Source organism: Actibacterium sp. MT2.3-13A, assembly GCF_018139985.1.
Taxonomy (GTDB): domain Bacteria; phylum Pseudomonadota; class Alphaproteobacteria; order Rhodobacterales; family Rhodobacteraceae; genus JAGSOU01.
This window is the reverse complement of record NZ_JAGSOU010000020.1, coordinates 1-13255: the sequence shown is the minus strand read 5'-3', so window position 1 is coordinate 13255 and position 13255 is coordinate 1. Positions and strand designations below refer to the sequence as shown.

The following is a 13255-nucleotide window of genomic DNA, read 5'->3' as shown; positions in this document are numbered from 1 at the left end:
ACGAGGCGGAAAGCGTCATGGCAAGAGGTGGGTATGCGCAAGCGCGGTGTAATCGCGAAACGGGTGGCGGCAGGCCTTCTGGCCGTGGCCATTGCCGGCTGCACGCCCATCTACCGCAATCACGGCTACGCGCCCAGCGACGCCGAGTTGCAGGAGATCGTCGTCGGCGTGGACACGCAGGCGACGGTGGGCGACGTGGTCGGCCCGCCCGCGGCCTCGGGCGTGATGCGCGACGAGGCGTGGTATTACGTCTCCAGCCGCTGGCGCACCCGCGGCGCGCTGGCCCCCGAGATCCTCGACCGCCAGTTGGTCGCCGTCTCCTTTGACAAGGACGGCGTGGTGCGCAACATCGAGCGTTTCACGCTGGAGGACGGCCGCGTCATCGCCCTGAACCGCCGGGTGACCGATGACAACATCAAGGGCATCACCTTCATCCGCCAGCTGCTGGGCAATATCGGCAATTTCACCGCCGATCAGTTCATCGACTGATCCTGATCCGCTGGCGCGAAGGCCAGCGCGACGCCGTTGACGCAGTAGCGCAGCCCGGTCGGCGCCGGGCCGTCGGGAAAGACATGGCCCAGATGCGCGTCGCAGCGGGCGCAATGCACCTCGGTGCGGCGCATGAACCAGCTGCGGTCCTCCTGCTCCGCCACCGCCCCCGGCGCGATGGGTTCATAGAAGCTGGGCCAGCCGGTGCCGCTGTCGAATTTCGCCCGCTGATCGAACAGGGCCGCGCCGCAGCAGACGCAGCGGAAGCGGCCCGGCCCCTTCGGGAAATCGTCATGGCTGAAGGCGCGCTCGGTGCCGTGCCTGCGGGTGACCTTGTAGGCCAGTTCCGAGAGCTGTTCGCGCCATTCCGCGTCGGTCTTCACGATCTTGTCGGTCATCGTTCCCCCCGGTCTGTCAAACCGCTGTCACATCTTGCGCGCTACATGCCCGCGCAACATATTTAGCCGGGACGCCGCGCGCGCCAAGTCAGATAAGGAGCCTCGTGCCATGCTGTCACTTCGCAAGGGGCGCTACGCCGCACGCATGGCCGGGGGCGCGGCCGATCTGCGCGCCGCGCAGGCGCTGCGCACGCTGTGCTTCCGCGGCGCCGACGCCCGGGCCCAGGACGCCGACGCCTTCGACGCCGAATGCCACCATGTGCTGGTCGAGGAGAGCCGCAGCGGCGCGCTGGTCTGCACCTTCCGCCTGATGCCGCTGGGCACCGGCGCCGAGATCGGGCGCAGCTACTCGGCGCAGTATTACGAGCTCTCGGCGCTGGAAAGCTTCGCCGGACCGATGGTCGAGATGGGCCGCTTCTGCATCCATCCCGACTGGAAGGATCCCGATATCCTGCGCGTGGCCTGGGGCGCGATGACCCGTTTCGTCGATGACGAGGGGGTGGAACTGCTGTTTGGCTGCTCCTCCTTCAAGGGCACCGAGGCGGAATCCTACATGGATGCCTTCGCCCTGCTGAAGGAGCGACACCTGGCGCCCAAGCGCTTCCTGCCGCGGGTCAAGGCGCCCAATGTCTTCCGCTTCGCGCAGAAGCTGCGCCGGCGCGAGCCCGATGCGAAACGCGCGCTGACGGGGATGCCGCCGCTGCTGCGCAGCTATCTGCTGATGGGGGGCTGGGTCAGCGATCACGCGGTGGTGGACCGCGACCTGAACACGCTGCATGTCTTCACCGGGCTGGAGATCGGCGCGATCCCGCCCGCCCGCAAGCGCCTGTTGCGCGCCACAGCGGGCTAGGCGAATTCCCGGCGAAGATTCGGTCGAAGCTTCGCCGGAAATATGCGCTCCGTCCCGCCGTGTGCCGGCCGCGGCTCAGTCGGCCTTGGTGACCTTGACCTTCCTGGTCGCCTCGACCGCCTCGGGCGGCTTGGGCAGGGTGACGGTCAGAACGCCGTCCTTGACCTTGGCCTCGACCGTGTCGGGGTCGATCTCGAAGGGCAGGGTCATCATCCGCCGGAACGCGCCGGAATAGCGCTCGACCCGGTGGAACTTGCGGCCATCCTTTTCGCCCTTCTCCTCCTCCTCGGACTTCTTCTCGCCCTTGATGGTGATCTGGTTGCCGGTCACGGCGATGTCGATGTCGTCCTCGGTGATGCCCGGCAGCTCGGCGGTGATGCAGACCTCCTTGTCGGTCTCGCTGACATTGCTGCGCACGGCGAAACCGCCCTTGCGTTCGAACAGGTCGTCGTCGAAATCGTCGAAGAGCGAGTCGATCTGCTCCCGCAGCGCGGAAAAGGGATGTTCCCCCTCCCTGGCGCCGAACCAGGTGGTGGGAAGCCAGTTGCGATATGCCATGTTGCGGTTCCTCCAGATTGGATCGGATAGCGACGACAGCTTGCGCCTGCGCGGCGGGGTGCGCTTTGACGCAGGTCAAGGCCCGGTCGTGCCGTGCAGGCTCCACGCGCCCCGTTGACGGCGCGCTCCGGGCAGGCTAGCCCGCCAGTCATGGCACAGGCACCTCTTCTCCAGCTTTCCGACATCGCGCTCAGCTTCGGCGGCGATCCGGTGTTTTCCGACCTCTCGCTGGTGATCCAGCCGGGCGACCGCGTGGCGCTCGTGGGCCGCAACGGCTCGGGCAAATCCACCCTGATGAAGGTGATGGCCGGGCTGATCGAGCCGGACCGCGGCGCCCGGGTGCTCTCGCCTGGCACCACCGTGGGCTACATGCACCAGCATCCCGACCTGAGCGGTTTCGAGACGCTGGGCGATTTCGCCGCCTGCGCCCTCGGCCCGGACGAGGCCTACCGGGTGGAGATGGTGGCCGAGGGGCTGAAATTCGACCCCGAAACGCCGGTCGCCACCGCCTCGGGCGGCGAGCGGCGGCGCGCGGCGCTGGCCAAGCTGCTGGCCGAGGCGCCCGAACTGATGCTGCTGGACGAGCCGACCAACCACCTCGACATCGAGGCCATCACCTGGCTGGAAAGCCAGCTCAAGGAGACCCGCGCGGCCTTCGTCCTGATCTCCCACGACCGCGCCTTCCTGCGCGCGCTGACGCGGGCCACGCTGTGGATCGACCGCGGCCAGGTGCGCCGCCAGGAAAAGGGCTTCGACGCCTTCGAGGCCTGGCGCGACAAGGTCTGGGAGGAGGAGGACAGCGCCCGCCACAAGCTCGACCGCAAGATCAAGGCCGAGGCGCGCTGGGCGGTCGAGGGGATCTCGGCCAGGCGCAAGCGCAACCAGGGCCGGGTGCGCGCCCTGCACGGCCTGCGCGAGCAGCGCGCGAACATGATCCGCCGCCAGGGCGCGGCCGACATGGCGCTGGAGTCGGGCGCCAAGTCCGGCAAGCGGGTGATCGAGGCGCGCGGCATCTCCAAGTCCTTCGGCGACCGGGTCATCCTGCGCCCCTTCGACCTGCGGGTGCTGCGCGGCGACCGGGTCGCCTTTGTCGGCCCCAACGGTGCGGGCAAGACCACGCTGCTGAAGATGCTGACCGGCGAGTTGGCGCCGGACAGCGGCGAGGTGATCCTCGGCACCAACCTGGAAATGGCTGTGTTCGACCAGAATCGCGCCGGGCTCGATCCCGACATGAGCCTCTGGGAAAGTCTGACCGGCGACGCGGAAATGCGCGTCTCGGGCCGGGCCGACCAGGTGATGGTGCGCGGGGCGCCGCGCCATGTGGTGGGCTACCTCAAGGATTTCCTGTTCGACGAGGCCCAGGCGCGGGCGCCCGTGCGCTCGCTCTCGGGGGGCGAAAAGGCGCGGCTGCTGCTGGCCAGGATCATGGCGCGCGAAAGCAACCTGCTGGTGCTGGACGAGCCCACCAACGATCTCGACGTCGAGACGCTGGACCTGCTGCAGGAACTGCTGGACGATTACGAGGGCACGGTGCTGCTGGTCAGCCACGACCGCGACTTCCTCGACCGCGTGGCCACCACCACCATCGCCATGGAGGGCGACGGTCGCGCCGCCGTCTATGCCGGTGGCTGGAGCGACTACCAGGCCCAACGGGCCGAGACCGCGCGGGCCGAGAAACCCGCCCGGCCCAAACCCGCCGCGAAACCCGCCGAGAAACCCGCGCCGAAACCGCAATCCGGCCTCTCCTTCACCGAGAAGCACCGGTTGGAGCAATTGCCCGGCGCGATCGAGCGGCTGGAGGCCGAGATCGCGAAGCTGGAGGAATTCCTCTCCGCCCCCGACCTCTTCACGAGGGAGCCGGCGAAGTTCCAGAAAGCCACCGAGGCGCTGGTCGAACGCCAGCAGGCGCTGACCGCCGCCGAGGAGGAATGGCTGGAACTGGAGGAGAAAGCCGGCGGATAGGCCGCGCCGCCGCCGACCGCCGCCGCGCGCGCCCTTCTTCTGGCTCCAAATATCCCCGCCGGAGGCATGAAAGTCCCGGCCCGCAGGGCCGGCACCCCCTCAACGCATCCTGAGCGCGCCGTCCAGCCGGATCACCTCGCCGTTGAGATAGCCGCAGCTCAGGATGAACTTCACCAGGTCCGCGTATTCCGAGGGCTCGCCCAGCCGCTTGGGGCAGGTCACGTCGGCGGCCAGCCCGTTCATGATCTCTTCGCCCAGCCCGATCAGCATCGGCGTGCGGAAGATGCCCGGCGCGATCGCCATCACCCGGATGCCGAGGCTTGCCAGATCGCGCGCCATGGGCAGGGTCATCCCCGCGATCCCGGCCTTGGAGGCGGCATAGGCGGCCTGGCCCTTCTGCCCGTCGAAGGCGGCGACCGAGGCGGTGTTCACGATCACCCCGCGCTCGCCGCCCGCATCGGGGGCGTTCTTCGCCATCTCGGCCGCGGCGAGGCGGGCGATGTTGAAGCTGCCCACGAGGTTGATGTCGATGGTGCGGCGGAAATTGCCCAGGTCATGCGGCCCCTCGCGGCCCACGGTCTTTTCGCCGGTGGCGATGCCGGCGCAGTTGATGCAGGCGGTGATCCCGCCCATTCCGGTCGCCGCCGCGGCGACGGCCGCCGCGGCCGAGGCCTCGTCGGTCACGTCCACGCGCTGGAAGCCTGCGCCGATCTCTTCGGCCACCGCCGCGCCGCGCGTCGCGTCGCGGTCGAGGATGGTGACGGCGGCGCCCGCCGCGCGCAGCGCGCGCGCCGTGGCCTCGCCCAGACCCGAGGCGGCCCCGGTGACGATGGCCTTGGTTTCGCTGATCTGCATGCGGTCCTCCCGTTAATTGAACACCCGTTCACTATTGGCCGCCGGATCGGCAATGTCCAGCCGTCGCAGGGGTGGGGGCTTGTGAGACTGCGGGTGGAGGTCCATAATTAACGATGATGGAGCCATCGCGCGGAACCCATTTTTTCATGGAAAGGAGTTTGCGATGAAACATCTGAGACAGTCCGTTCTTGTCCCTCTGCTGGCCCTTGGGGCCGCAACCGCCGCCCAGGCGGGCGGCCCCGCGCCGGCCCCGGCCGAGCCGGTGGTCGTCGCGCCCGCGCCAGCACCCGTGCTGAGCACGGACTGGACCGGCTTCTACGCCGGCCTCCAGCTCGGCTTTGGCCAGCTCGACGCCTCGGGCGCGGCCACGGGCGACGGCGACGGGGTGCTGGGCGGCGTGCATGCCGGCTACAACTGGGATTTCGGCAGCTATGTGGTCGGGGCCGAGCTGAGCTATGACGCCAGCGACATCAAGCTCAGCGGCGGCGCGCCCAAGGTGGACAACCTGGCGCGGATCAAGCTGCGCGCGGGGGCGGACATGGGCCAGAGCCTCGTCTATGGCGCGGTCGGCGCGGCCTGGATGGACCTTTCGACCCCCGGCGCCGGCAGCTCGGACGACAACGGCTGGTTCCTGGGCGCCGGGATGGAGCACGCGTTGCGCGAGAATGTCACGCTGGGCGGCGAGATCCTCTACCACCAGTTCGACAATTTCAGCAAAACCGGCGTGGATTACGAGGTGCTGACGATCCAGGCCCGGGTATCGTTCCGGTTCTGAGACCCGAGCCGGCGGTGTCGGCCGGCCCGCGCGGCGTCCCCCGGGGCGTCGCCGCGCGGATTGCACCGCCCCGCAGGCGGCGGGCGCAGGTCCGCCTCCGGCGGGAGTATTTGCGCCAAGAAGAAGCGGGCGCCGCCGGGAAACCCTTGGCAGCCGCGCGGCGAGCTGCTAAGCGGGCGGCATGACCAACCGCACCATCATTATCCGCTGCATTACCCGCTGACATCGTCAGGCGGGCCGGTCATCTGTTTCCAATCTCTTGGTAAGTTGCTAAAGCCCGCCGCGGGACACGCGCGCGAAGGATTTTGCCATGACCGAGATCAGGCTGCACAACACCAGGACCCGCCGGAAAGAGGTCTTCACCCCGATCGACCGCGAGAATGTGCGGATGTATGTCTGCGGCCCAACGGTCTATGACCGGGCTCACCTGGGCAACGCGCGCCCCGTCGTGGTGTTCGATGTGCTCTTCCGGCTCTTGCGCAAGGTCTACGGGGCCGGTCACGTCACCTATGTGCGCAACTTCACCGACGTGGATGACAAGATCAACAACCGCGCGAAAGAGACCGGCCGCGCCATCGGCGAGATCACCGAGGAGACCATCGGGTGGTTCCTCGACGACATGCACGCGCTGGGGGCACTCGACCCCGACGAGATGCCGCGCGCGACCGGCTACATCCCGCAGATGATCGCGATGATCGAGGAGCTGATCGCCAAGGGCCATGCCTATGCCGCCGACGGCCATGTGCTGTTCGACGTCAAGAGCTACCCGGCCTATGGCAAGCTCTCGGGCCGCTCGCTGGAGGACATGATCGCCGGCGCCCGGGTCGAGGTGGCGCCCTACAAGCGCGACCCGATGGATTTCGTGCTGTGGAAGCCATCGACCCCCGATCTGCCGGGCTGGGACAGCCCCTGGGGGCGCGGGCGGCCGGGCTGGCATATCGAATGCTCGGCCATGAGCTACGCGCTGCTGGGGGCGTCCTTTGACATCCACGGCGGCGGCAACGACCTGATGTTCCCGCATCACGAGAACGAGGTGGCGCAGAGCTGCTGCGCCCATCCCGAGGGGAGCTTCGCGCGCTACTGGCTGCATAACGAGATGCTGCAGGTCGAGGGCAAGAAGATGTCCAAGAGCCTTGGCAATTTCTTCACCGTGCACGAACTGCTGGAGCAGGGCATCCCGGGCGAGGTGATCCGGTTCGTGTTCCTGTCCACCCATTACCGCAAGCCGATGGACTGGACGGCAGAGAAGGCGGAGCAAGCCAAGGCGACGCTGAAGCAGTGGCGGTCAATCACGAATTCCGCGAACGCTGGCGGAAGCGTTCACGAGAAATTGGAAACAATTCTTGCAGATGACCTGAACACACCGGGCGCAATCGCTGAACTCAGAAAAATAGCGAAAGGTATTCTTTCGCGTCAGAGAGATGAAGTTTCTCAAGACGAAATTGATGATTTCGCGGCATCGGCCCAACTTCTTGGTCTTCTCGAAGACAATGCAACAATGGGGGCATGGGTGTTTGACGGTCGCGTCGAAGAACTCGCCGCCAAGTCGGTTCTGGATCCCATTGCCGAACATCTCGTCGCCTTACGTCAGGCGGCGATGCAGACCAAGGATTTCTCCGACGTCGATGCGCTCAAGTCCGCGCTGCTGGAGGCCGGCGTCGAGGTGCGGATGAGCAAGGCCGGGGTCGAGCTGTCGCCGAAGCCCGGCTTTGACGCCGCCAAGCTGGAGGGGCTGCTGTGAACTGGGCATTTATCGGAACAGAGGGCCGCGCCCGGCCCGAGGGGGGGGCGCAATCGCGCCCGGCCCTGGGGGGCGGGTCGGGCGGTCTCCAACTCAGCGGGGATGTGCGCCGATGACCAGAGAACGCCTTTACCTCTACGACACCACGCTGCGCGACGGGCAGCAGACGCAGGGGGTGCAGTTCTCCACCCCCGAGAAACAGCAGATCGCCAAGACGCTGGACGCGCTGGGTGTCGATTACATCGAGGGCGGCTGGCCCGGCGCCAACCCCACCGACAGCGCCTTTTTCGAAAGCGCGCCGCGGACGCGCGCCACCTTCACCGCCTTCGGCATGACCAAGCGCGCCGGCCGCTCGGCCGCGAATGACGATGTTCTGGCGGCGGTGCTGAACGCGGGCACGCCAGCGGTGTGCCTGGTGGGAAAGACCCATGATTTCCACGTCACCACCGCCCTCGGCATCACGCTGGAGGAGAACCTGGAGAACATCGGCGCCTCGGTCGCGCATCTGGTGGCGCAGGGGCGCGAGGCGCTGTTCGACGCCGAGCATTTCTTCGACGGCTACAAGGCCGATCCGGGATATGCGCTGGACTGCCTGCGCGCGGCGCATGAGGCCGGCGCGCGCTGGGTGGTGCTGTGCGACACCAACGGCGGCACGCTGCCCGGCGAGATCGGCGAGATCACCGCGGCCGTGATCGCGGCGGGCATCCCGGGCGCGCGTATCGGCATCCACACCCATAACGACACCGGCAACGCGGTGGCGGGGACGCTGGCGGCGATCGACGCCGGAGCGCGGCAGGTGCAGGGCACGCTGAACGGCCTCGGCGAACGCTGCGGCAACGCCAACCTCACCACGCTGATCCCGACGCTGGCGCTGAAGGAGCCCTATGCCAGCCGGTTCGAGACCGGCGTCACGGCAGAGGCCCTGGCGGGGCTCACCCGCGCCTCGCGGCAGCTCGACGACATCCTCAACCGGGTGCCGCTGAAAAGCGCGCCCTATGTCGGGGCCTCGGCCTTCGCGCACAAGGCGGGGCTGCACGCCAGCGCGATCCTCAAGGACCCCTCGACCTACGAGCATATCCCGCCCGAGACCGTGGGCAACGCGCGCATCATCCCGATGTCCAACCAGGCCGGGCAGTCGAACCTGCGCCGCCGCCTGGCCGAGGCGGGGCTGTCGGTGGACAACGGCGACCCGGCGCTGGCGCAGATCCTCGACGAGATCAAGACGCGCGAGGCCGAGGGCTATTCCTACGACACCGCGCAGGCGAGTTTCGAGATCCTGGCGCGGCGCGCGCTGGGGCAGCTGCCGGAATTCTTCGAGGTGAAGCGCTATCGCGTGACGGTCGAGCGGCGCAAGAACAAGTATGACCGGATGGTCAGCCTGTCGGAGGCCGTGGTGGTGGTGAAGGTCGGCGGCGAGAAGAAGCTGAGCGTGTCCGAAAGCTTGGACGAGGCCGGGCAGGACCGCGGCCCGGTGAACGCGCTGGCCAAGGCGCTGGCCAAGGATCTGGGCCCCTATCAGGAAATCATCGACGACATGCGGCTGGTGGATTTCAAGGTCCGCATCACCGATGGCGGCACCGAGGCCGTGACCCGCGTCATCATCGACAGCGCCGACGGGCAGGGGCGGCGCTGGTCCACGGTGGGCGTTTCGCCCAACATCGTCGACGCCTCCTTCGAGGCGCTTCTGGACGCGATCACCTGGAAGCTGATCCGCGACGGGGCGCGGCCGTGATGAGGCGGACGGGGGCGGCATGAGCATCCAGGCCTGCGCGGAACTGGTGCAGCGGGGCGACCCCGACCGCTTTCTCGCCACCATGGCGGCGCCGGTGGCGGCGCGGGCGCGGCTGTTCCCGCTCTATGCCTTCAACCTCGAGGTCGCGCGCGCCCCCTGGGCGAGCGCCGAGCCGATGATCGCAGAGATGCGCCTGCAATGGTGGCGCGACGCGCTGGCGGAGATCGGGCAGGGCGGCCCGGCGCGCCGGCACGAGGTGGTCACGCCACTGGCGGATCTTCTGGACGCGCAGGACGCGGCGCGGCTGGACGCGCTGGTCGAGGCGCGGCGCTGGGACATCTACCGCGATCCTTTCGCCGACTTCGCCGCCTTCGAGGCGCATATCGACGCCACCGCCGGCCACCTGATGTGGACGGCGGCGAGGCTTCTGGGGGCCGATTCGGGCGAGGGCGTGTTGCGCGATTTCGCCCATGCGGCGGGCGTGGCTAATTGGTTGCAGGCGATCCCGGAGCTTGAGGCGCGGGGCCGGGTGCCGCTGGTCGATGGCCGGGCGGAGGCGGTGGCGGAGCTGGCCCGCGCGGCGCTGGGCCGGCTCGGCCGCGCGCGGGGCCGGCGTGCCGAACTGCCGCGCACGGCGGCGCCCGCGCTGCTGGCGGGCTGGCAGGCCGAGGGGGTGCTGCGCCGCGCCGCGGCCGACCCGGCGCGGGTCGCGGAGGGACGGCTGGCGCCCTCGGAATTCCGCCGCCGCGGCGGGCTGTTGTGGAAGGGTTTCACCGGCCGCTGGTGACGGATTTTCCAGGAAAATTCCGGGCTATGCTGTGCCGGTCGCGGCCCGTGCGCGCGAGGGGCGCGAGGGGCGCGCTCAGCTGTCCTGCGGGCGCAGCCACAGCCACAGCAGCGCGCCGCCGGCCAGCGCCAGGAAGGGCACCATCGCCATGTTGACCGCGGTCCAGCCCTCCTGCACCGTTCCGCCCGAGCAGTTCATCAACCCGCCCGAGGCGAGCGAGGCCATGGTCACGCCGCCGAACACCATCAGGTCGTTCATGCCCTGCACGCGGCCGCGCTCCTCCGGGGCGTGGGTCGAGGCCAGCATCGAGGTTGCTCCGATGAAGCCGAAATTCCAGCCCACGCCCAGCAATGCGAGGGCGATGAAGAAATGCTCCAGATCGACGCCCATCAGCGCCACGCTGCCGGCGCCGGCGAGCACCACGAGCCCCGTGGCCATGATCCGCTCGACCCCGAAGCGGGCGATCAGGTGGCCGGTGAAGAAGCTCGGGATATACATCGCCAGCACATGCGCGGTGACCACGTTGGCGGCGTCGCCGGTCTCGAAGCCGCAGCCGACCACGGCCAGCGGCGTCGAGGTCATCACCAGATTCATCAGCGCGTAGGAGACCAGCGCGCAGATGATCGCCACCGCGACGCGCGGCTCGCGCAGCAGTTCCAGCCGCGACCGGCCGCGGGGCGCGTCGGCCGCCGGTTTCGGCGGCTTGGGGATGTCGAGCGCGAAAAACAGCAGCGCCCCCACCAGGTTGACGCCGATCACCGTCAGGTAGGTGCCGAGAAAGGGCACCACCATCGCCTGGCTGGTTGCCTTGACCAGCTGCGGCCCGATCACCGCCGAGGCCAGCCCACCCGCCATGACATAGGAGATTGCCTTGGGGCGGAACTCGTCCGAGGCGGTGTCGGCGGCGGCGAAGCGGTAGAAGCCCTGCGCCGACATGTAGAAGCCGGTGAAGAACGAGCCGAGCAGGAAGATCGGGAAGGAGTTCTGCATCAGCCCGAAGGCGCCGATCGCCGCCCCCGTGGCCCCGCCCGCGGTGCCGACGAAGAAACCGGCGCGCCGGCCGTAGCGCTGCATGATGGCCGACAGCGGCGTCGCCGCCACCATCGAGCCCAGCACGATCAGCGAGATCGGTAGCGTCGCGAAACAGGCGTTCGCCGCCAGCGATTGGCCCGCCAGCCCGCCAATGGTGAAGATCATCGGCATCTGCGCGCCGAGAAACGCCTGCGCCATCACGAGGATGGTCACGTTGCGCCTGGCGCGGGCGTCGCTGTCGGGGGTGATCACGGTATCGGTCATGGAATTGCCATTAGCGCCCCGCCCGCGCGGGGGGAAGAGCGAAAAACGTCACCCCTGCGGCGCGCCCGCCCGGCGCCGTGCCGGACGGCGCCGTGGCACATGGACTTTCATGCCTTCGGCGGGGATATTTGCGGCCTTATGTATCAAACGCACCAAGTCGCTCGGGTGGGGGGGCTGAGCGGTGATTAGGACTCCACAATATCACGGTGTTGAGTCAATGTCGCGGCATGTGGTTTTGGCGAAAACTAAATCAAGTCCTTTCTGGCTTGGAATGGCGCGTTTCTCTTGGGGTGCTATTTTGGGGCTGGCTGGCACCTGCCGGGAGTTTTGCACTACCTGCGTGGGCAGCGGAGGCAACAGGCATGTTTGCTGACTATGCACCGTTGTCGTGGGTTGTCTCCGGATTTGCTGGTTTGCTCGCTTATGTCATCGCTGTGGCAATATACGGCTACGGATCATCAAAGGTGGTTAGGGCTAAATATGACAGTAAGTTCATGCTGGAAACAGGCGGCGTTGACCCAATGTCGCGCGTCTTTGAAGACAAGAGAATTTTCCTGAATGACTTTATATTGCCATCAAGCCCATTTGTGGACGGAAAGACCTTTGTAGATTGCGATATTGTTGGGCCTGCAAACATTTTTTTGCAGGTAGATAACGCCATAAACAACATCAAACCAGGCATCATTGTAGATGCTGTGGTGTTGGATGGGGAAACGCCATTCAACAATGGCTTCATATTCAGAAACTGCACATTCCGGGGTTGCAGATTTCACCGGGTCACATTGTTTTTCGCACCAGATGAAGCTTTGGCAAACTCACATTTAAAATGGCTTAACTGGATCACTGAAATGCCGCGACAAGAGGCGCTGCCAGGGACTGTAGCGGCTAGTCAAATCGAAGACCAGTCGCGCCAATCGCATCAAGGCAATGAAGAAAAAACGCAGCGCTAAATTTCCCGCGCGACAGCTTGTTGCGAATGTTTGCCTCTTTGTCTCCAATTAAATCTGCCAACTGAGCGTAAGTCACACCTTTGCGCTTCAGCTCTGCCTTGAGAAGGTTTGCGGCCTTGGCTTCCCACTCTGTTTGCTCTGCCATGTATCACCTATAGGATAAAAGTACTAAAAATGATACATATGCCCTTGTAAGGGATACGTCAACGTACCATATATGATGCATAGGCATCGGATATAGTACAATGGCACAACACTTCCTTCTCTCCGCAGCGTCCCGCACCCTCAGCCTTCGCAAGATCTACAAGGCTGGCGAAGGTGCGGCCTATGAAGCCTTCTGCAAAATGCGCTGGCCTGAAACGGATGGTGAAGCGGTTTGCCCGCGTTGCGGCTGCTGCGAAACCTACAACATCGCCACGCGCCGCAAGTTCAAGTGCAAGGGCTGCTATCACCAGTTCTCGGTCACGTCTGGCACCATCTTTGCCAGCCGGAAGATGGACTTTGTAGACCTGCTGACCTGCTACGGGATTTTTCCTCCACCATCGATTAGAGTCCGGCCCAACTTGAGGACGGACAATGAAGCGAACGAGATTTACGGACGAGCAGATCATCGGCATCCTGACGGAGCACGAGGCGGGCGCGAAGTGTGCAAACCTGTGCCGCAAGCACGGCATGTCGGAAGGCACCTTCCATAACTGGAAAGCCAAGTTCGGCGGCATGACGGTGTCGGAGGCCAAGCGGCTGAAGGCGCTCGAGGATGAGAACGCGAAGCTGAAGAATCTGCTGGCCGAGCAAATGCTCGATCTTGCCGCGATGAAGGAACTGGTTTCAAAAAAGTGGTGACGCCTGCCGTGAAGCGCGA

13 protein-coding genes and 2 pseudogenes are annotated in these 13255 nt (G+C 66.5%); 10 read left to right on the top strand and 5 right to left on the bottom strand.

Features of this window, described 5'->3' with window-relative positions; translation table 11 throughout:
- The first annotated feature begins 33 nt into the window (after positions 1 to 33).
- On the top strand, positions 34 to 489 hold the full coding sequence (gene bamE / locus KCI33_RS15120) for an outer membrane protein assembly factor BamE (protein ID WP_212525642.1): 456 nt from the start codon (positions 34 to 36) through the stop codon (positions 487 to 489).
- On the opposite strand, the gene msrB is transcribed toward bamE, so the two are convergent.
- Entirely contained in the window at positions 474 to 887 is a 414-nt protein-coding gene (msrB, locus tag KCI33_RS15115) for a peptide-methionine (R)-S-oxide reductase MsrB (RefSeq protein ID WP_212525641.1), read from the bottom strand. The genes bamE and msrB overlap by 16 nt on opposite strands.
- A gap of 109 nt (positions 888 to 996) precedes the next feature.
- Here msrB and KCI33_RS15110 point away from each other — a divergent pair, with 109 nt between their 5' ends.
- Complete coding sequence (locus KCI33_RS15110; protein ID WP_212525640.1) at positions 997 to 1737, top strand: GNAT family N-acetyltransferase; 741 nt, start codon at positions 997 to 999, stop codon at positions 1735 to 1737.
- A 75-nt stretch (positions 1738 to 1812) separates the two neighbouring features.
- Here the strand turns inward: KCI33_RS15110 and KCI33_RS15105 are convergent, their stop codons facing one another.
- Positions 1813 to 2295: an Hsp20/alpha crystallin family protein gene (locus KCI33_RS15105; RefSeq protein ID WP_212525639.1), complete on the bottom strand. Its 483-nt coding sequence runs from the start codon at positions 2293 to 2295 to the stop codon at positions 1813 to 1815.
- Between the two features lie 150 nt (positions 2296 to 2445).
- Here KCI33_RS15105 and KCI33_RS15100 point away from each other — a divergent pair, with 150 nt between their 5' ends.
- Positions 2446 to 4257 (top strand): ATP-binding cassette domain-containing protein, encoded by a 1812-nt coding sequence (locus tag KCI33_RS15100; protein ID WP_212525638.1) that lies wholly within the window; start codon positions 2446 to 2448, stop codon positions 4255 to 4257.
- Between the two features lie 99 nt (positions 4258 to 4356).
- Here the strand turns inward: KCI33_RS15100 and KCI33_RS15095 are convergent, their stop codons facing one another.
- Positions 4357 to 5112, bottom strand: coding sequence for an SDR family NAD(P)-dependent oxidoreductase (locus KCI33_RS15095; protein ID WP_212525637.1), 756 nt, complete (start codon positions 5110 to 5112; stop codon positions 4357 to 4359).
- Positions 5113 to 5275: 163 nt separating this feature from the next.
- Here KCI33_RS15095 and KCI33_RS15090 point away from each other — a divergent pair, with 163 nt between their 5' ends.
- The 4 genes from KCI33_RS15090 (at position 5276) to KCI33_RS15075 (ending at position 10147) form a co-directional block, all read left to right on the top strand.
- Entirely contained in the window at positions 5276 to 5887 is a 612-nt protein-coding gene (locus KCI33_RS15090) for an outer membrane beta-barrel protein (protein WP_212525636.1), read from the top strand.
- A 310-nt stretch (positions 5888 to 6197) separates the two neighbouring features.
- Positions 6198 to 7628 (top strand): cysteine--tRNA ligase, encoded by a 1431-nt coding sequence (gene cysS, locus KCI33_RS15085; protein WP_212525635.1) that lies wholly within the window; start codon positions 6198 to 6200, stop codon positions 7626 to 7628.
- A gap of 112 nt (positions 7629 to 7740) precedes the next feature.
- On the top strand, positions 7741 to 9360 hold the full coding sequence (gene cimA / locus KCI33_RS15080) for a citramalate synthase (protein ID WP_212525634.1): 1620 nt from the start codon (positions 7741 to 7743) through the stop codon (positions 9358 to 9360).
- Between the two features lie 19 nt (positions 9361 to 9379).
- Positions 9380 to 10147, top strand: a complete 768-nt coding sequence (locus KCI33_RS15075; RefSeq protein WP_212525633.1) for a squalene/phytoene synthase family protein — start codon at positions 9380 to 9382, stop codon at positions 10145 to 10147.
- A gap of 75 nt (positions 10148 to 10222) precedes the next feature.
- Here the strand turns inward: KCI33_RS15075 and KCI33_RS15070 are convergent, their stop codons facing one another.
- A complete protein-coding gene (locus KCI33_RS15070; protein ID WP_212525632.1) occupies positions 10223 to 11443 on the bottom strand; it encodes an MFS transporter in 1221 nt (406 codons plus the stop codon).
- 362 nt (positions 11444 to 11805) lie between these two features.
- Between KCI33_RS15070 and KCI33_RS15065 the strand changes: the two genes are divergently transcribed.
- Positions 11806 to 12393 carry a hypothetical protein gene (locus KCI33_RS15065; RefSeq protein ID WP_212525631.1) on the top strand — a complete coding sequence of 196 codons (588 nt, stop codon included), beginning with the start codon at positions 11806 to 11808 and terminating at the stop codon, positions 12391 to 12393.
- Here KCI33_RS15065 and KCI33_RS17955 read toward each other — a convergent pair.
- Complete coding sequence (locus tag KCI33_RS17955) at positions 12329 to 12538, bottom strand: DUF6471 domain-containing protein (protein ID WP_249139091.1); 210 nt, start codon at positions 12536 to 12538, stop codon at positions 12329 to 12331. The genes KCI33_RS15065 and KCI33_RS17955 overlap by 65 nt on opposite strands.
- Positions 12539 to 12638: 100 nt before the next feature.
- Here KCI33_RS17955 and KCI33_RS15060 point away from each other — a divergent pair.
- Together KCI33_RS15060 and KCI33_RS15055 are read left to right on the top strand one after the other, a co-directional pair.
- Positions 12639 to 12908 (top strand): annotated as a pseudogene (locus KCI33_RS15060) (transposase); the annotation flags it as partial.
- 61 nt (positions 12909 to 12969) lie between these two features.
- A pseudogene (locus KCI33_RS15055) lies at positions 12970 to 13255 on the top strand (transposase); the annotation flags it as partial.